At 66.1% G+C, this 18,150-nt stretch carries 18 protein-coding genes; 8 read left to right on the top strand and 10 right to left on the bottom strand.

Annotation, left to right across the window (positions count from 1 at the left end):
- Positions 1–17: 17 nt before the first annotated feature.
- On the top strand, positions 18–1,583 hold the full coding sequence (locus LRC39_RS01760; RefSeq protein ID WP_346296142.1) for a S10 family peptidase: 1,566 nt from the start codon (positions 18–20) through the stop codon (positions 1,581–1,583).
- 129 nt (positions 1,584–1,712) lie between these two features.
- Here LRC39_RS01760 and nth read toward each other — a convergent pair whose 3' ends face one another.
- Positions 1,713–2,495: an endonuclease III gene (nth, locus tag LRC39_RS01755; RefSeq protein ID WP_346296141.1), complete on the bottom strand. Its 783-nt coding sequence runs from the start codon at positions 2,493–2,495 to the stop codon at positions 1,713–1,715.
- Positions 2,496–2,517: 22 nt separating this feature from the next.
- Between nth and LRC39_RS01750 the strand changes: the two genes are divergently transcribed.
- The 3 genes from LRC39_RS01750 to gpmI all read left to right on the top strand — a co-directional run bounded on the left by LRC39_RS01750 (position 2,518) and on the right by gpmI (position 5,586).
- Entirely contained in the window at positions 2,518–3,033 is a 516-nt protein-coding gene (locus LRC39_RS01750) for a DUF2244 domain-containing protein (protein WP_346296140.1), read from the top strand.
- A gap of 50 nt (positions 3,034–3,083) precedes the next feature.
- Positions 3,084–3,980 carry a bifunctional helix-turn-helix domain-containing protein/methylated-DNA--[protein]-cysteine S-methyltransferase gene (locus tag LRC39_RS01745; RefSeq protein WP_346297563.1) on the top strand — a complete coding sequence of 299 codons (897 nt, stop codon included), beginning with the start codon at positions 3,084–3,086 and terminating at the stop codon, positions 3,978–3,980.
- A 91-nt stretch (positions 3,981–4,071) separates the two neighbouring features.
- Complete coding sequence (gene gpmI / locus LRC39_RS01740) at positions 4,072–5,586, top strand: 2,3-bisphosphoglycerate-independent phosphoglycerate mutase (protein WP_346296139.1); 1,515 nt, start codon at positions 4,072–4,074, stop codon at positions 5,584–5,586.
- Positions 5,587–5,664: 78 nt separating this feature from the next.
- Here the strand turns inward: gpmI and dapB are convergent, their stop codons facing one another.
- The 7 genes from dapB to dnaK all read right to left on the bottom strand — a co-directional run bounded on the left by dapB (position 5,665) and on the right by dnaK (position 12,266).
- Positions 5,665–6,480 carry a 4-hydroxy-tetrahydrodipicolinate reductase gene (dapB, locus tag LRC39_RS01735; protein ID WP_107342575.1) on the bottom strand — a complete coding sequence of 272 codons (816 nt, stop codon included), beginning with the start codon at positions 6,478–6,480 and terminating at the stop codon, positions 5,665–5,667.
- Positions 6,481–6,574: 94 nt separating this feature from the next.
- Positions 6,575–6,883: a DUF1330 domain-containing protein gene (locus tag LRC39_RS01730; RefSeq protein ID WP_107353916.1), complete on the bottom strand. Its 309-nt coding sequence runs from the start codon at positions 6,881–6,883 to the stop codon at positions 6,575–6,577.
- A gap of 23 nt (positions 6,884–6,906) precedes the next feature.
- Positions 6,907–7,620, bottom strand: coding sequence for an orotidine-5'-phosphate decarboxylase (gene pyrF, locus LRC39_RS01725; protein WP_346296138.1), 714 nt, complete (start codon positions 7,618–7,620; stop codon positions 6,907–6,909).
- A 7-nt stretch (positions 7,621–7,627) separates the two neighbouring features.
- Positions 7,628–8,209, bottom strand: a complete 582-nt coding sequence (locus LRC39_RS01720) for an NADPH-dependent FMN reductase (RefSeq protein ID WP_346296137.1) — start codon at positions 8,207–8,209, stop codon at positions 7,628–7,630.
- Between the two features lie 106 nt (positions 8,210–8,315).
- Positions 8,316–8,921 carry a class I SAM-dependent methyltransferase gene (locus LRC39_RS01715; RefSeq protein ID WP_107342571.1) on the bottom strand — a complete coding sequence of 202 codons (606 nt, stop codon included), beginning with the start codon at positions 8,919–8,921 and terminating at the stop codon, positions 8,316–8,318.
- A 93-nt stretch (positions 8,922–9,014) separates the two neighbouring features.
- Complete coding sequence (gene dnaJ / locus LRC39_RS01710; protein WP_346296136.1) at positions 9,015–10,154, bottom strand: molecular chaperone DnaJ; 1,140 nt, start codon at positions 10,152–10,154, stop codon at positions 9,015–9,017.
- 216 nt (positions 10,155–10,370) lie between these two features.
- Positions 10,371–12,266 (bottom strand): molecular chaperone DnaK, encoded by a 1,896-nt coding sequence (gene dnaK, locus LRC39_RS01705; protein ID WP_346296135.1) that lies wholly within the window; start codon positions 12,264–12,266, stop codon positions 10,371–10,373.
- A 334-nt stretch (positions 12,267–12,600) separates the two neighbouring features.
- On the opposite strand from dnaK, the gene LRC39_RS01700 reads away from it, so the two are divergent.
- Complete coding sequence (locus LRC39_RS01700; protein ID WP_346296134.1) at positions 12,601–13,542, top strand: hypothetical protein; 942 nt, start codon at positions 12,601–12,603, stop codon at positions 13,540–13,542.
- A 104-nt stretch (positions 13,543–13,646) separates the two neighbouring features.
- On the opposite strand, the gene grpE is transcribed toward LRC39_RS01700, so the two are convergent.
- Positions 13,647–14,270, bottom strand: a complete 624-nt coding sequence (gene grpE / locus LRC39_RS01695) for a nucleotide exchange factor GrpE (protein ID WP_107342568.1) — start codon at positions 14,268–14,270, stop codon at positions 13,647–13,649.
- 90 nt (positions 14,271–14,360) lie between these two features.
- Entirely contained in the window at positions 14,361–15,449 is a 1,089-nt protein-coding gene (gene hrcA / locus LRC39_RS01690) for a heat-inducible transcriptional repressor HrcA (protein WP_107342567.1), read from the bottom strand.
- A 154-nt stretch (positions 15,450–15,603) separates the two neighbouring features.
- Here hrcA and rph point away from each other — a divergent pair, with 154 nt between their 5' ends.
- The 3 genes from rph to hemW are packed head-to-tail and all read left to right on the top strand — an operon-like array spanning position 15,604 to position 18,148.
- Positions 15,604–16,317, top strand: a complete 714-nt coding sequence (gene rph / locus LRC39_RS01685) for a ribonuclease PH (RefSeq protein WP_011155897.1) — start codon at positions 15,604–15,606, stop codon at positions 16,315–16,317.
- Between the two features lie 51 nt (positions 16,318–16,368).
- Positions 16,369–17,001, top strand: coding sequence for an RdgB/HAM1 family non-canonical purine NTP pyrophosphatase (gene rdgB / locus LRC39_RS01680; RefSeq protein ID WP_346296133.1), 633 nt, complete (start codon positions 16,369–16,371; stop codon positions 16,999–17,001).
- The gene (gene hemW, locus LRC39_RS01675; protein WP_346296132.1) at positions 16,991–18,148 is read left to right on the top strand and encodes a radical SAM family heme chaperone HemW; all 1,158 of its coding nucleotides are present in this window, start codon (positions 16,991–16,993) and stop codon (positions 18,146–18,148) included. The genes rdgB and hemW overlap by 11 nt, the downstream gene beginning before the upstream one ends.
- The last annotated feature ends 2 nt before the right edge of the window (positions 18,149–18,150 follow it).

Here is an 18,150-nt window from a genome sequence, read left to right as displayed (position 1 = left end):
TGCCGAAGGAGATGTCGATGCCGCTGTCGCCCCGGTCCGCCGTGACCGCCTCAATGTTGATCGCAGCGCTGGCGCTGCCGCAGCTGCATTCGAACGCCATCGCCCAAGAGACGCGGCCCGCAGCACCGCACGCCGATCGGGCGAAATCAGCTGCGGAGCAGACCGACACGGTCGCAAGCAAAGCCGAGGCGTCGCCGGCCCGCGCCGAACTCAACAGCCTGCCGCCGGACGTCACCACCAAGCACAGTCTGGCGTTGCCGGGGCGCACTCTGGCGTTCACCGCCACCGCCGGCTCGATCCGGCTGTACAACGGCAAGGGCGAGCCGCAGGCCGATATCGCCGTCACCACCTACAAGCTCGACGGCGCCGACCCGCGCAACCGGCCGGTGACGTTCCTGTTCAACGGCGGCCCCGGCGCATCCTCGGCTTGGCTGCAGCTCGGCGCCGCCGGACCGTGGCGGCTGCCGATCGGCAGCAGCGTGGTGGCGTCGTCGCCGCCGGTGCTGCAGGCCAATGCGGAGACCTGGCTCGACTTCACCGATCTGGTGTTCATCGATCCGGTCGGCACCGGCTATAGCCGTTTCGTCGCCAGCGGCGACGAGGTGCGCAAGCATTTCTATGCGGTCGAGGGCGACATCTCGGCGATGGCGGTGGTGATCCGGCGCTGGCTGGAGAAGAACGACCGGCTCGCTTCGCCGAAGTATCTGGCCGGCGAAAGCTACGGCGGCATTCGCGGACCGAAGGTGGTGGACAATCTGCAGACCAAGCAGGGCGTCGGCGTCAACGGTCTGATCCTGGTATCGCCGGTGCTCGACTTCCGCGACCTATCCGGCTCCAGCCTGCTGCAATATGCGGCGCGGCTGCCGTCGATGACCGCGGTGGCGCGGCAGCAGAAAGGCAAGGTGACCCGCACCGACCTCGCCGACGTCGAGAGCTACGCGCGCAGCGAATTCCTCACCGACCTGGTCAAAGGCGAAGCCGACAAGGAAGCGACCACGCGGCTCGCCGACCGCGTTTCTGCACTGACGGGAATCGACAAGACGGTGAGCCGGCGATTGGCCGGACGGTTCGACACCCGCGAATTCCAGCGTGAGTTCGACCGCGATCGCGGCCGGGTCACCGGACGGTTCGACGGGGCCAAACTCGGGCTCGATCCATTCCCGGATTCCAGCGGCTCGCATTTCGGCGATCCGTCGGCAGATTCGCTGATCGCACCGCTCACCAGCGCGGCCGTGCAGCTGACCCGCTCGACGCTGAACTGGAAGCCGGACGGCTCGTACGAACTGCTGAATGGCTCGGTCGCCGAACAATGGGATTTCGGCCGCGGCCGCCAGCCGCTGGAATCGACCACGCAGCTCCGCGAGATCCTCAGCGTCGACCCGAGCCTGCAGGTGCTGGTGACCGGCGGCCTGTTCGATCTCGCCGCGCCGTATTTCGGCACCCAAATGGTGCTCGATCAGTTGCCGCCGACGCTGGCCGAGAAGCGCGTGAAGTTCGTCGTCTATCCCGGCGGCCACATGTTCTACGCCGACGACGCCGCACGGCAATCGCTGCACGACGAAGTGAAAGCGATGATGAAGTAGCTTGACGTCGGCCTCCCCGTCATTGCGAGGAGCAAAGCGACGAAGCAATCCAGGTCCCGCGTCGCGGCCTCTGGATTGCTTCGCTTCGCTCGCAATGACGGACGGGCTTCGGACGCAGGACTGCCCGAACTAACTCACCGTCTTCTCGGGCCAGCGGCACAGATCGTTGATCAGGCAGACCTCGCAGCGCGGCTTGCGGGCGAGACAAGTGTAGCGGCCGTGCAGGATCAGCCAATGGTGGGCGTGCTGCATGAATTCGGCCGGGATCACCCGCTCCAGTTCAAGCTCCACCGCCAGCGGCGTCTCGCCCGGCGCCATGCCGGTGCGATTACCAACCCGGAACACATGGGTATCGACCGCCATCGTCGGCTGACCGAACGCCATGTTCAGCACCACGTTGGCGGTCTTGCGGCCGGCGCCGGGCAGCGTCTCGAGCTCCTCGCGCGTATTCGGCACCTCACCGCCAAAGTCGGTGATCAGCTTTTGCGACAGCGCAATCACGTTCTTCGCCTTGGTGCGAAAAAGACCAATGGTCTTGATGTACTCGCGCAGCCGCTCCTCGCCGAGCGCCAGCATCTTCTGCGGCGTGTCGGCGACCGCGAATAGCGGCCGCGTCGCCTTGTTGACGCCGGCGTCGGTCGCCTGCGCCGAGAGGACGACCGCGACCAGCAGCGTGAACGGATTGAGATGCTCAAGTTCGCCCTTCGGCTCCGGGTTGGCCTTGGCAAAGCGGCTGAACGCCTCGTGCACTTCGGCTGCACTCCAGCGGCGCGGGGCCTTGCCGCGGCGCACGACCGGCTTGGCCGGCGCTGATTTCGGCTTTGCGGCTGCGATACGCTTGGCGGGTTTGGCAGGGGACGCCGCAGGCGGCTTGGCAGCGGGCTTGGCGGGGCGGCGGGTGGTTTTCGGCATGGGTGAGGTATAATATTCCGCTATGGCGACAGAACCCGATCTTGGTCCGGATTCGAGAGAGCCGAAACTGTTTTCGGCGCGGCTGAAGCCGCATCGCGCCTTGAGTCACAACGGATTTCTGATTCTGATTGGGCTGGTCGGCACCGCCAGCTTCGCCGCCGGGCTGGCGTTCTGGTTGATGGGCGCTTGGCCGGTGTTCGGCTTCTTCGGGCTGGATGTGCTGGCGCTCGCTTTCGCCTTCAAGGTGAGCTTCGCGCGCGCCCGGGCTAGCGAGGAAATCTCGATGACCTGCAGCGAATTGCGGGTCCGCCGCACCTCGGCGCGCGGCGAAGTCGCCGAATGGGTGCTGAACCCACTTTGGGTGCGGCTGGAAAAAATCGTCCACCACGAGGCCGGCGTCGAGCGGCTGTATTTGGTCTCGTCCGGCCGGCGGCTGGCGATCGCCAGCTTCCTTGGCGCGGAGGAAAAAGCGAACTTCGCCAAAGCTTTGATGGCCGCCCTCGACGCCGCCCGGCGTGGGCCGCTGTACCCGGCCTGAGACCAGGAAATCGGGTGGCGGCGCGCGCCGCGGCGGGTAACATCGGCGGGATGATGAACCTTGCCCTTGCCGACCACCAGCTGATCAAACCCGGTGCCCGCGATTCCGCGCTGGCCGATTACGACTGCGTGCGGCGCGCCATCGCCTTCATCTCGCAGAAATGGAAGGCGCAGCCCACCATCGAGGCGATCGCCGAGGCAGCCGGGCTGACGCCCGACGAGCTGCACCATCTGTTCCGGCGTTGGGCCGGGCTGACGCCGAAGGCATTCATGCAGGCGCTGACGCTCGACCATGCCAAATCGCTGCTGCGCGATTCTGCCAGCGTCCTCGACGCCGCCTTAGCGTCCGGTCTGTCTGGCCCCGGCCGGCTGCACGATCTGTTTGTGACCCACGAGGCGATGTCGCCGGGCGAATGGAAGAGCGGCGGCGCCGGGCTCAGCCTGCGCTACGGATTCCATCCGTCGCCTTTCGGCACGGCGGTGATCATCGCGTCCGATCGCGGCCTTGCGGGTCTTGCCTTCGCCGATCCCGGCGAGGAGCAGGCGGCGCTGGTCGATCTGCAACAGCGCTGGCCGCGCGCGCTCAGCGTGCCGGACCAGGAGGCGACCGCGCCGCTGGCGCAGCGGATCTTCGATCCAACACAGTGGCGCGCCGAGCAGCCGCTGCGGGTGGTGCTGATCGGCACCGATTTTGAAGTGCGGGTGTGGGAGACGCTGCTGAAGATCCCGCTCGGCAAGGCGGTTTGCTACTCGGACATCGCCGCCAAGATCAGCCTGCCGAAAGCCTCGCGCGCGGTCGGCGCAGCGGTCGGCAAGAACCCGATCTCGTTCGTGGTCCCGTGCCATCGCGCGCTCGGCAAAGGCGGCGCGCTCACCGGCTATCACTGGGGCCTGACCCGCAAGCAGGCGATGATCGGCTGGGAAGCCGGGCAACTCAGGGCCGATTGAGCTGCAGGCCTAACCCGATTGACGGGGGCGGGTCGCGACCATAGGTGTGAGGGGCGCTGAGGCGCCCCCCACATCCAGGAAAGTTCTTGCCATGCAGTCCCGCCGCCCCGTGATGCTCGTGATTCTCGATGGCTGGGGGTGGCGCGAGGACCCGGCGGACAATGCCGTGCTGCAGGCCAAGACTCCGACCTTCGACGCGCTCTGGACCAACGGCCCGCACGCGTTTCTGCGCACCTCCGGCAAATCGGTCGGACTCCCGAACGGCCAGATGGGCAACTCCGAGGTCGGCCATCTCAACATCGGCGCCGGCCGCGTGGTGATGCAGGATCTGCCGCGGATCAGCGACGCGATCGCCAGCGGCGAGATCGAGCGGGCGCCGGGTCTGGTGACGTTCATCGAAAAACTGCGCGCCAGCGGCGGCACCTGCCACCTGATGGGCTTGGTCTCGCCCGGCGGCGTACATTCGCACCAGGACCACGCCTGCGCCCTGGCCAGGATCCTGACCAAGGCCGGCGTGCCGACGGTGCTCCATGCCTTCACCGACGGCCGCGATACGCCGCCGAAGTCCGCAGTCGACGACATCTCCCGGCTACGCGCCGACCTGCCGCCGAATGTGCCGATCGCCACCGTCAGCGGCCGCTATTATGCGATGGACCGCGACAACCGCTGGGAGCGCGTCTCCAAGGCCTATGGGGTGATCGCCGATGCTGACGGGCCGCGGTTTGCAGACGCGGGTGCGGTGATCACCGACGGCTATGCGGCCGGAGTGAACGACGAGTTCATCGTGCCGGCCGTCGTCGGCGACTATCAGGGCATGCGCGATGGCGACGGCGTGCTGTGCTTCAACTTCCGCGCCGACCGGGTGCGCGAGATTCTTGCCGCCTTGCTCGACCCTGCGTTCGCCGGCTTCCCGCGCAAGCAGGTGAAGAAGATCGCGGCCGCCGTCGGCATGACGCAGTACTCGACCGCGCTCGACGCGCTGATGGGTACGATCTTCCCGCCGCAAAGCCTGGTGAACGGCCTCGGCCAGGTGGTCGCCGACGCCGGCCTGCATCAGCTCCGGATGGCGGAGACCGAGAAATATCCGCACGTCACTTACTTCCTGAATGGCGGCGAGGAAGTGCCTTATCCGGGCGAAGACCGGATCATGGTGCCTTCGCCGAAGGTCGCAACCTACGATCTGCAGCCGGAAATGTCGGCGCCTGAGCTCGGCGACAAGGCCGTCGCCGCGATCGAGTCCGGCAAGTACGACCTGATCGTCCTCAACTTCGCCAATCCGGACATGGTCGGCCACACCGGCAGCCTGCCGGCGGCGATCAAGGCGGTCGAGACCGTCGACACTCAGCTCGGCCATATCGTCGCGGCGATCCGAAAGGCCGGCGGCGCTCTGCTGGTTACGGCCGACCACGGCAATTGCGAGATGATGCGTGATCCGGAAACCGGCGGCCCGCACACCGCACACACCACCAATCCGGTCCCGGTGCTGCTGGTCGGCGACAACGGCCCGCTGAGCGACGGCCAGCTCTCCGACCTCGCCCCGACCCTGCTGAAGCTGATGGAATTGCCGCAGCCGGCCGAGATGACCGGCAAATCGCTGATCGGTTAGTTTCTTCGCGCTTGGAAACGCACCGGGGCGGCCGAACGACCCGCCTCGGGAAACCTCACGCGCCGATCGACGCGGACGTCAGATGTCGCCCAGGCCGAGCACGTCGGCCATCGAGTACAGGCCGGGCTTCTTGTCCTTGGCCCAGCGTGCTGCCGTCAGCGCGCCGTGGGCGAAGATCATGCGATCTTCGGCCTTGTGGGTGAGTTCGATCCGCTCCGAGGCGCCGGCGAAGATCACGGTGTGATCGCCGGTGACGGTGCCGCCGCGCAGCGACGCAAAGCCGATATCGCCGGGCTTGCGGGCGCCGGTGAGGCCGTCGCGGCCGCGAGCCGAATGGGTCGCGAGATCGATCTTGCGGCCTGCCGCCACCGCTTCGCCGAGCAGCAGCGCCGTGCCGGACGGCGCATCGACCTTGGCGCGGTGATGCATCTCGACGATCTCGATGTCGAAGCTGTCGTCGAGCGACTGCGCGACGCGCTTGGCGATCGCGGCCAGCAGATTGACGCCGAGGCTCATATTGCCGGACTTCACCACCACGGCGCGATTGGTGACGCTCTGGATCACCGCATTGTCGGAGGCCGACAGTCCAGTGGTGCCGATAATGTGGGCGATGCCGCGCTGCGCCGCGATCGCCACATTGGCAATGGTGGCCTGCGGCACGGTGAAATCGACGATGCCGTCGGCATTCGCCGACAGCGACCACAGGTCGGCCGACAGCAGCACACCGTTGGCGGACAGGCCGGCGAGGGTGCCGGCATCCTTGCCGAGCAGCTCGGAATTCGGCGACTCCAGAGCGCCCGTCAGCACCACGCCCTCGGTCTCGCTAATGGCGCGGGTCAGCGCCCGGCCCATGCGGCCACCGGCTCCGGCAACGATCAGGCGCATATCGGACATCGGCTGAGCATCCTTTTTCAATGCCGCGGTATAACCGCCGGCCCCGCGCCCGGCAACTTACCGAGCACTGGGGCGGTGGCGTTTCGTCTCGACGTCAGGACGGCTGCGGCCCGTCATAACCCTCGATGATCACCAGTTCGCCCTGCGAGAACGGCGAGCGCGCTTTGATCAGCGCCTGGTACTCCGGCGAATGATAGCAGGCGAGCGCGGTCTCGTAGTCCTTGAATTCGATCACCACGTTGCGCGATCGTGCCGGCCCTTCGTTGGCCTCGAAGCTGCCGCCGCGCACCAGAAACTTGGCGCCGTATTTTGCGAACACCGCGCCATTATGGGCCACATAATCACGCTTGTAGCTGTCGAGATCGTGCACGTCGATCCGCGCCACCCAATAGCCTTTCGGCATCCAGACTCTCCCTTTGCGGTTCGTTAGGCAGCGCGCGCCGCCGCGATCTCGGCGACGATCGCATCGGCAGCGGCCTTCGGATCGGGCGCGTCCAGCACCGGCCGGCCGACCACCAGATAGCTGGCGCCGGCAGCGATCGCCTTGGCGGGCGTCATGATCCGCTTCTGATCGCCGGCCGCAGCACCTGCGGGTCGAATGCCCGGCGTTACCAGATCCATCTCGGGACCGACGATGCCGCGCAGATGCGCGGCTTCTTCCGGTGAACAGACCAGGCCGTCGACACCGATCGCCTGCGCCTGGCGGGCGCGGGCTTCGACAAGATCGCGCACGCCGAACCGATAGCCCGCGTCCGCCAGATCGCGGTCGTCGTACGAGGTCAGCACGGTGACGGCGAGGATCTTCACCTTGGAGGAGCCACGAGCCTCGACCGCGGCCTTCATGGTCTGCGGATAGGCATGGACGGTGAGGAAGGATGCGCCGAGATGGCTCAGGCTTTCGACGCCGCGCGCAACGGTGTTGCCGATGTCGTGCAGCTTGAGGTCGACGAACACCTTCTTGCCGGCGCCGACCAGCGCGCGGGCCAGCGGCAGTCCGCCCGCATAGGCGAGCTGATAACCGATCTTGTAGAAGCCGACACTGTCGCCGAGCCGGTCGACCATCGCTTCCGCGACACGAATATCGGGCAGATCGAGCGCGACGATCAGCCGGTCGCGGTCAGGGGTGTCGGCTGGCGCCATGAACTCGTTACCTCATCATCTGCTGGGCGAAATCGATCAGTTGCTGCACCATCGCCTGCAGGGCGGCGATGTCGGCCGGGTGCTTGAGCCGGTCGTTGTCGTCATAAGCCTCGTGGGCGAACGACAGCGTGAGCTGACTGGGAATGACGGGCGCGCGGCAGCCCGATAGGATCAGCCGCAGCGCGGCGAGGCAGCGCGCACCACCGAGCTTGCCTTCGGAGGCTGCGGCGAGCGCGAAGGCGCGGTCGCGAAACACTTGCCCCTGGGTCTCATGCGGATCCTCGACCCGCGACACCCAGTCGATCGCGTTCTTGAGCAGCGGCGGCGGCGCCGAATTGTATTCGGGACTGACGATCAACACGCCATGGTGCGCGCCGATCATCCGCTTCAGGCCGACAGCATTCTTCGGCACCCCGGATTTCGCCTCGAAGTCGGCGTCGTAGATCGGCAGCGGGTAGTCGGCGAGCGACAGCCAGGTGGTGTCGATATCAGCCCGCGCGAATTCATGCGCGGCAGCGGCCGCCAGCCGCACATTGTGCGAGCCGGTGCGCAGCGAACCGGGAATGATCAGGATCTTGACCGCGGACATGGCCCGGTATCCCCCAGCGCGCCGCCGCGATCAAGGGCGGGTGGGGTGATCGCGAACCAAGTGCTGTCAGCAAATCAGAGAAGTCGGAGCTCGAACCGGCGGCGCGTCAGCGCTTGCGGTAAACCCAGACACGGGCGGGCGGAACGTTCATCCAGATTCGCTCGGAACCCTCGGTCGACACGCCGGGCAGCGACTTCGGGATCGGAGGGGCCACCGAATAGGTGAATTGCACGAACGGCGCGCCGGGTTCGAGCAGCGTGAACGCATCGCGGATCAGTTTCATCCGCGTCAGCATCGGCTTGGTCACCAGCGGCAGACCGGATACGACCGCAGTTGCCGGGACCTCGAGCGCATCCCACAGTGAGTCGCGCAGCCGGTAAGCATCGCCCTGCACGACTTTGGCGAGCGGAAAGCGCTCGCGCAGCAGCGCGCAGAAGCCGGGATCAAATTCGAGCAGAACCAGACGTTTCTGGTCGACACCATGCTCCACCAGCGCGCTGGTAATCGCGCCGGTCCCAGGCCCAAGTTCGACGACCGGCCCATCGGATTGGATGTCGACGTAACGCGCCATGGTCCGGGCGAGCAGCTTGCCCGACGGCATCACCGCGCCCATGTGCAACGGCTTCTCAATCCAGGAGCGCAGAAAGCGGACCTCGTCGACAAGCGGACGGGGCGGCTTCTTGAACGCGCGAACGGACGACTGCAAAGCCATTCAGCTACCAACCGGGAAAACGCGGCCCAGTGTCAAATTTTTGTTACATCAACAAGTATAGGCCACACCCAGGCCGGTCAAGTTAGACGACCGTCAGGGAGCGCTAGCGCGGGAGCCAAAGAATTCTTTGACCTTCGAGAAGAAACCCACGGCCTCGGGCTGGGTTTCACCGGAGGACAATTTTTCGAACTCCGCCAGCAGTTCCTGCTGCTTCCTGGTGAGGTTCTGTGGCGTTTCGACGACCACCTGGACATACATGTCGCCGACCTGCCGCGAGCGCAGCACTGGCATGCCCTTGCCGGCGATGCGGAAGCGGCGACCGGTCTGCGTGCCCGACGGGACTTTGACCTTGGTCTTACCGCGATCGATCGTCGGCACTTCGAATTCGCCGCCAAGCGCCGCCGTCACCATCGAGATCGGCACGCGGCAATGCAGGTCGGCACCGTCGCGCTGGAAGATGGCGTGGTTGGCCAGCGAGAGGAAAATGTAGAGGTCGCCGGGCGGTCCGCCGCGCAGACCGGCTTCGCCTTCACCGGCCAGCCGGATCCGGGTGCCGTCTTCGACGCCCTGCGGAATGTTGACCGACAGCGTCCGCTCCTTGGTGACGCGGCCGGAGCCGGTGCAGGACGGGCAGGGGTCTTCGATGGTCTGGCCGCGGCCCTGGCAGCTCGGGCAGGTGCGCTCCAGCGTAAAGAAGCCCTGGGCCTGGCGAACGCGGCCGGCGCCGCCGCAGGTCGAACAGGTCTTCGGCTTGGTGCCGGCCTTGGCGCCGGTGCCCGAGCACGCTTCGCAGGTGACCGAGACCGGAATTTCGATCTGCGCGGTCTTGCCCTTGAAGGCGTCCTCCAGGGTGATTTCCATATTGTAGCGCAGGTCGGCGCCACGCTCACGGCCGGTGCCGCGGCCGCGCTGCGCCGCCATGCCGAACAGATCTTCGAAGATGTCGGAGAACGACGACGCGAAGCCCGCGCCGAACCCGGCGCCTCCGCCGAAGCCGCCCTGCTCGAACGCCGCGTGGCCGTAGCGGTCATAGGCGGCGCGCTTATCGCCATCCTTGAGGACTTCGTAAGCTTCGTTGATCTCTTTGAACTTGATCTCGCACTGCGGGTCGCCGGGATTGCGGTCCGGGTGCCATTTCATCGCGAGCTTGCGGAAGGCGCTCTTCAGCGTCGAGTCGTCGGCGTTGCGCTCGACTTCGAGGGTTTCGTAGTAGCAACGCTTGGTGGTGGACATCCGTCAAACCTGCTGGAATTCAACCCGTTTGGCTCCGGGTGCGTGCAGCTTTCATGCCGGTGAAAGATCCGTTCCGAAGGAGCGTCCGCCACGGCCGGCGCCCAATCCCGAAACGGGATCGATACACCTTACAAGACAACCCCCACCTGATGACCGCGGATGGCGTTCCTCAGATGGGGGCATGGTCCACGTCGCGTAGTCTCCGTCGGAGGTGACTTACGCCGACTTCTTCTTGTCGTCGTCGACTTCGGTGAACTCGGCGTCGACCACGTCGTCCTTACCGGCCTGCTGCGCACCGCCGCCGGCTTCGGCCTGCTTGTACATCGCTTCGCCGAGCTTCATCGAAGCCTGCGCCAGCGTATTGCTCTTGGTCTTGATCGCCTCGGCATCGTCGCCCTTCAGCGCTTCGCGCAGATCGCTCAGCGCGTCTTCGATGCTGCGGCGCTCGCCTTCGTCGATCTTCGAACCATGCTCGGCCAGCGCCTTCTCGGTGGAGTGCACCAGCGCGTCGGCGTGGTTCTTGGCGTCGACCGCCTCGCGGCGCTTCTTGTCTTCGGCCGCGTTGGCTTCGGCGTCCTTGACCATCTTGTCGATCTCGGAGTCGGACAGACCGCCAGAAGCCTGGATGCGGATCTGCTGCTCCTTGCCGGTCGCCTTGTCCTTGGCCGAGACGTTGACGATACCGTTGGCGTCGATGTCGAACGTCACTTCGATCTGCGGCATGCCACGCGGTGCCGGCGGAATGCCCATCAGGTCGAACTGACCGAGCATCTTGTTGTCGGCCGCCATCTCGCGCTCGCCCTGGAAGACCCGGATGGTGACCGCGTTCTGATTGTCTTCGGCGGTCGAGAACACCTGGCTCTTCTTGGTCGGGATCGTGGTGTTGCGATCGATGATGCGGGTGAACACGCCACCCAGCGTCTCGATGCCCAGCGACAGCGGGGTCACGTCGAGCAGCAGCACGTCCTTGACGTCGCCCTGCAGCACGCCGGCCTGGATCGCCGCGCCGATCGCCACGACTTCGTCCGGGTTGACGCCCTTGTGCGGCTCCTTGCCGAACAGCTGCTTCACCACTTCCTGGACCTTTGGCATGCGGGTCATGCCGCCGACCAGCACCACTTCGCTGATCTCACCGGCGGTGAGGCCGGCATCCTTCAGCGCCTTGCGGCACGGCTCGATGGTCTTCTGCACCAGATCGTCGACCAGCGCTTCGAACTTGGCGCGAGTCAGCTTCATGGTCAGATGCTTCGGACCGGACTGGTCCGCAGTGATGAACGGCAGGTTGATCTCGGTCTGCGTCGTCGATGACAGCTCGATCTTGGCCTTTTCGGCGGCTTCCTTCAGGCGCTGCAGCGCAAGCTTGTCCTTGCGCAGGTCGATGCCCTGCTCCTTCTGGAATTCGTCGGCGAGGTAGTTGACCAGACGCATGTCGAAGTCTTCACCGCCGAGGAAAGTGTCGCCGTTGGTCGACTTCACCTCGAACACGCCGTCGCCGATCTCCAGGATCGAGACGTCGAAGGTGCCGCCGCCGAGGTCGTACACCGCGATGGTGCCGGTCTTGGCCTTGTCGAGACCGTAGGCCAGCGCGGCCGCGGTCGGCTCGTTGATGATGCGCAGCACTTCGAGACCGGCGATCTTGCCGGCGTCCTTGGTGGCCTGGCGCTGGGCGTCGTTGAAGTACGCCGGAACGGTGATGACGGCCTGATCGACTTTCTGGCCGAGATGCGCTTCCGCGGTCTCCTTCATCTTCTGCAGAATGAAGGCCGAGACCTGCGAGGGCGAATAGGTCTTGCCGTCGGCTTCGACCCAGGCGTCGCCGTTGGAAGCCTTGACGATCTTGTAGGGGACGAGACCCTTGTCCTTCTCGACCATCGGGTCGTCGTAGCGGCGGCCGATCAGGCGCTTGACTGCGAAGAAGGTGCGCTCGGGATTGGTGACCGCCTGACGCTTCGCCGGCTGGCCGACCAGACGCTCGCCGTCGTCGGTGATCGCGACGATCGACGGGGTCGTGCGCATACCCTCGGCGTTCTCGATGACTTTGGCAGACTTACCATCCATTACGGCAACGCACGAATTCGTGGTGCCGAGGTCGATACCAATGACCTTTCCCATGGTGTTCACATCCTTCTTTTTGCGGCGAGTTGGACGGGCCCTGACGGCGCACCGGTCCAAACCCCCTAAGAAAATTCACTTGCTCGCGATTTGGCGGCGGTGAGCCTGATATAGGAGGGGGGGTCGGGTCCGCAAGGACCGTGGCGGCGTTTCGATCACGAAAACATGGGCTTTACGAATCGTTACGAACCGCCTGCATAGCGCGCTGCGGCGCGGCTTGCCGGGCCGGCGCGCGCAGCGCATCATCGCAGTCGCCGGCCGTCCGATTTGCAGCACCAAACCCGGTCGAACCCGACCAAACAACGGCCTCAATGCAGCCCCAGGACAACTCGCCATGAGACAGATAGCGCGCTTGTTTGCGATTGCCCTGCTGTCGGCCGCCGCGACCAACGCGGTTGCCGCCGATGCGGTTTACCCACGCGGCATCCGGGTCGGCATCGTACCGATGCCGGGGCTGAACCAGTCCACGGCCTTCCTGGGCTTTGAGTCCGCCGACCAAGGCGTCAAGGTGCTGGTGTCCGAGCTGCCGGGGCCGGCGTTCGATCAGATCGACGCGGCCTTCAAAGCCGCGCCCGAAAGCTCGCTCGGCAACGTCAAGCCGGAGAAGATCGAGACCACCGCCGGCAACGGCTATTTCACCGCCGAAGATGCCGTGGTGGGGCCCGACAAGGTCCGCCGCTACTCGCTGATCGTGCCCGGCAGCAAGCTGTTTTCCGGCTATGTCGCCGTCCAGGTGCCGGCCACCGAGGCGAAGACCTACTCGGACGAGGCCGTCAAGAAGATGCTGTCCTCGGTGTCGGTGCGGCAGCAGGTGCCGGTCGACGAGCAGGTCGCGCAGATGCCGTTCAAGATCCGCGAGCTCGGCGACTTCAAGACGGTGCGGACGCTGGCGCCCGGGGCTGCGCTGCTGCTGACCGACGGCAACGAAGAGGCGGTCGAGACCGGCCCGTTCATGGTGCTCGGCCTGATCGGCTCGGTGCCGGAGAAGACCGACGACCGCGCCCGCTTCGCCCAGCAGGCGGCCGAAGCGATCCCCGGCGTGCGCGAGAGCAAGATCACGATGTCGGAGCCGATCCGGATCGACGGCGCACCCGGATTCGAGACCCGGGTCACCGGCGTCAGCGGCAAGGACAATACGCCAGTGACCGTGGTGCAGTGGCTGCGCTTCGGCAGCGCCAATGTGGCGATGCGGGTGATCGGCTCGTCGCCGAAAGAGCAATGGGAAACCGCGTTTCCGCGCTTCCGCAAAGTCCGCGACGGTCTGCAACCGCGCTGATCAAATGAAAAACGACGCGCAGGCGGCGCGTCGTTTTTTCTCTCAGAGCAACTTGAGGCTGATCGGCGGCGCGGCTCCGGCTCGCGCCGAAGCCGCAGCTCGCCTCAGTTGACGCTGCCGGTCTCGCTGCCGCCGTCGCTCGGCGCCGCCTTGGCGCCGCCCTTGGCGACACCGACCAGCGCCGGACGCAGCACACGGTCACCGATCGTGAAGCCGGCCTGAACCACCTGCACCACGGTGCCGGCCGGCACCGACGGATCCGGCACTTCATACATCGCCTGCTGGAAGTTCGGATCGAACTTCTGGCCCTTCGGATCGAACTTCTTGACGCCGTTCTTTTCCAGCGCGTTGAGCAGCGAGCGTTCGGTCAGCTCGACGCCCTCGATCAGCGCCTTCAGACCCGGCTCGGCATTGGCGCGGGCGTCGGCCGGCACCGCGTCGAGCGCACGCTGCAGATTGTCGGCGATATCGAGCACGTCGCGCGCGAACGAGGTCACCCCATAGGTACGTGCGTCGGCGACTTCCTTCTGGGTCCGCTTCCGCAGATTCTCCATTTCGGCGAGCGTCCGCAGCATCTTGTCGCGCGCGTCCGCAGCCTCGCGCACCAGTGCCTCGTTCGATCCTTCTTCCGGGTCGTCCGGCATGATGTACGGCTTGGAAACGACCGGATCGGCGGCGGCCTGCGCCGTGTCCTGGTTGTTGTCCTTCTGTCCATCAGTCTCGGTCATCACGCTACCTTCTTGAAAAATCTCTGGATCGTTACGGGAGAGCTGGCCGGGATATCGTGGTTTGCGGCGCGAAAATCAAGTTTCGGAAAATCAGCCGCCGAGCATCCGGCTGACGATCCGCGCGGTGTAATCGACCATCGGGATCACCCGCGCATAGTTCAGCCGAGTAGGCCCGATGACGCCGAGCACGCCGACGATGTGGCCGGCACCGTCGCTGTAAGGCGCGATGATGGTGGACGAGCCCGACAGCGAGAACAGCTTGTTTTCCGAGCCGATGAAGATCCGTACGCCGTCGGCGCTTTCGGCGCGGCCGAGCAGATCGATCACCCCGCGCTTGGTCTCGAGGTCATCGAACAACAGCCGCACCCGCTCCAGATCATCGAGCGCGTGCAGGTCTTCAAGCAGATTGGCGTGGCCGCGCACGATCAGCTGCCGGTCTTCGCCGTCGCCGCCGGACCAGCTGGCGATGCCCGCCGCGATGACCTTCTGGGTGAGCTGATCGAGCTCGGCCTTGTTCTGAACCATCAGCGATTCGAGCTCGAGCCGGGCTTCGGCCAGCGTCCGGCCGCGAATCCGCGCGTTGAGATAATTGGCCGCTTCGATCAGCGCCGACGATGGCACCCCGGGCGGCAACGTCAGCACGCGGTTCTCGACCTGGCCGTCTTCGGCCACCAGGATCACCAGCGCACGCTCCGGCTCCAGCCTGACGAATTCGATGTGCTTGAGCCGGACGTTGGCCTTGGCGGTCAGCACCACCGCGGCGGCGCGCGTCAGGCCGGACAGCCGCGTCAATGCCTCGCCGAGCGCGGCTTCGACCGTGTGGGCCCGTCCCACCGACGAAAGCTGCGCCTGGATCGACTGCCGCTCCGGCTCGGTCAGGTCGCCGACCTGCATCAGAGCGTCGACGAAGAACCGCAGGCCGAGTTCGGTCGGCAACCGGCCGGCCGAGGTGTGCGGGGCGTAGATCAGGCCGAGCTGTTCGAGATCGGCCATCACGTTGCGCACCGAGGCCGGCGACAGCGGGACGGAAATCAGACGGGAAATGTTGCGGGAGCCCACCGGCTCACCGGTCGCGAGATAGCTTTCGACGATCTGACGAAAAATCTCCCGCGAGCGCTCGTTGAGCTGGGCAAGGCCGGCATTGGGCGCGATCAGGCCGATCGGGTCGTGCTGAGCCAAATTGTCCTCCGTAATCCCCTTAATTTGTCGTCGCTTCGGCCCGGTTACAAGCGGGGAGCGCATGGCTTTGGCCCGCAACCCTTGCCGCTGCGGCTGCGGCCCCCTAAAAGCACCGCAACATTGTTCTTCCCCCTGCCATAGATGGAGGTCCCCCATGCGGCCGAGCCGCCGTGCGCCCGACGAATTGCGCGCCGTGTCGCTGGAACGCGGCGTCGTCAAATATGCCGAGGGCTCCTGCCTGGTGAAGTTCGGCGACACCCACGTGCTGGTGACCGCCACCCTGGAAGAGCGGCTGCCGCCGTGGCTGAAGGGGCAGGGCCGCGGCTGGGTGACGGCTGAATACGGCATGCTGCCGCGCGCCACCCTGGAGCGCACCCGCCGCGAAGCGTCCGCCGGCAAGCAGAACGGCCGGACCGTGGAGATTCAGCGCCTGATCGGCCGCTCGCTGCGGACCATCGTCGATCTCGAGGCGCTCGGCGAGCGTCAGATCACGGTGGATTGCGACGTCCTGCAGGCCGACGGCGGCACCCGGACCGCCTCGATTACCGGCGCCTGGGTGGCGCTTGCGGACTGCCTGAACTGGATGAAGGCCCGCAACATGATCAAGGGCCAGGTGCTCCGCGACAACGTCGCGGCGATTTCCTGCGGCATCTACAACGGCACGCCGGTGCTGGACCTCGACTACGCCGAGGATTCCGAGGCCGAGACCGACGCCAACTTCGTGATGACCGGCGACGGCCGTCTGGTCGAAGTGCAGGGCACCGCGGAACGCACCCCGTTCTCGCAGGACGAGTTCCTGCAGCTGATGGCGCTGGCGCAAAAGGGCGTCGCCCGGCTGGTGGACCTGCAGAAAATGGCGGTTGGGTGAGTCATTCCTGCCACTTCTTTGCAACGCGAGCTGAGCTAGGCTGACATCGCCATGCATCGTCGAATCACCGGCAAGCTCGTGATCGCCACCCACAATCCCGGCAAGCTGGCCGAGATGCGAGAGCTCTTGGCGCCTTACGGCATCGAGGCGATCTCCGCCGGCGAGCTCGGCCTCGCCGAGCCGGACGAAACCGGCGACAGCTTCCAGGCCAATGCCCGAATCAAGGCCGAAGCCGCCGCCAAGGCCGCGCAGCTGCCCGCGTTTGCCGACGATTCCGGCCTTGCGGTGGATGCGCTCGACGGCGCTCCCGGGATCTATTCGGCCCGCTGGGCCAGGGATTCGAAGGATTTTGCCGGCGCGATGGCGCGGATCGAGCGCCTGCTCCAGGAGCGAGGTGCGACTGCGCCGGAGCAGCGCAAGGCGCATTTCGTCTCGGCGCTGTGCGTCGCCTGGCCGGACGGGCATATCGAAGAGGTCGAGGCCCGCGCCGACGGAACTTTGGTGTGGCCGCCGCGCGGCACCGCCGGCTTCGGTTATGATCCGGTTTTCCTGCCCGAGGGTCACAGCCGCACCTTCGGCGAGATGACCAGCGTCGAGAAGCACGGCCTACCGCCGCTCGGCCTCGGCCTGTCGCACCGCGCCAAGGCGTTCGTCAAACTGGCGGAGATTTGCCTTGCGGGCTAGCTCCGACCCAGCTTTCGGCGTCTACGTGCACTGGCCGTTCTGCCTGTCGAAGTGCCCGTATTGCGACTTCAACAGCCACGTCCGCCACGCCGCGATCGACGAGGAGCGGTTCGCCCGCGCGTTTACGCGTGAGATCGCCACCACCGCCGAGCGGATCGGGCCGCGCCAGGTGAGCTCGATCTTTCTCGGCGGCGGCACGCCGTCGCTGATGCAGCCATCGACGGTGGCGGCGATCCTGGATGCGATCGCCCGGCACTGGCAGGTCGCGCCCGACGCCGAAGTGACGCTCGAAGCCAACCCGACCAGCGTCGAGGCGACGAGGTTTCGCGGCTATCGCGCCGCCGGCGTCAACCGCGTCTCGCTCGGCGTGCAGGCGCTCGACGACGCCTCGCTGAAGGCGCTCGGCCGGCTGCATTCGGCCGAAGAAGCCTTGAATGCGGTAGCGATCGCCAAATCGGCGTTCGACCGCTATTCATTCGACCTGATCTATGCGCGGCCGGGACAGACCGCGGCGATGTGGGAAGCCGAGCTGCGCTACGCGATCGGCGAGGCCGCCGAGCATCTGTCGCTGTATCAACTCACCATCGAGCCCGACACGCCGTTCTATTCGCTGCACAAGGCCGGAAAGCTGCCGACGCCGGACGAGACCGAGGCGCGGGCGCTGTACGACGTCACGCAATCAGTTTGCGCCGAACTCGGCCTGCCGGCCTACGAGATCTCCAACCACGCCCGCCCGGGCGCGGAATGCCGGCACAATCTGATCTACTGGCGCGGCCAGGAATATGCCGGGATCGGCCCCGGCGCCCACGGCCGGCTCGATATCGGTGCGGCGCGCTACGCCACCGCCACCGAGAAACGTCCCGAGAGCTGGCTGATGCGCGTGGAAGCCACCGGGCACGGGCTGATCGCCGACGAACGCCTCACCAGCGAAGAGCGCGCCGACGAATTCCTGCTGATGGGGCTGCGGCTCGCCGAAGGCATCGACCCGCAGCGCTATCAACTACTGTCCGGCCGTCCGCTCGATCCGTCGCGGATCGCGCTGCTGCGCGAGGAGGGCGCGATCGCGGTCGACGCCGACGGCCGATTGCGCGTGACGCAAGAGGGCTTCCCGGTGCTCGACGCCGTCGTGGCCGATCTGGCAGCCTAGCG

This window comes from Rhodopseudomonas sp. P1 (assembly GCF_039642825.1).
GTDB classification, from domain to species: domain Bacteria; phylum Pseudomonadota; class Alphaproteobacteria; order Rhizobiales; family Xanthobacteraceae; genus Rhodopseudomonas; species Rhodopseudomonas palustris_H.
Note: the sequence above shows the minus strand (reverse complement) of the source record. Positions and strands in the feature narration are given on the sequence as shown.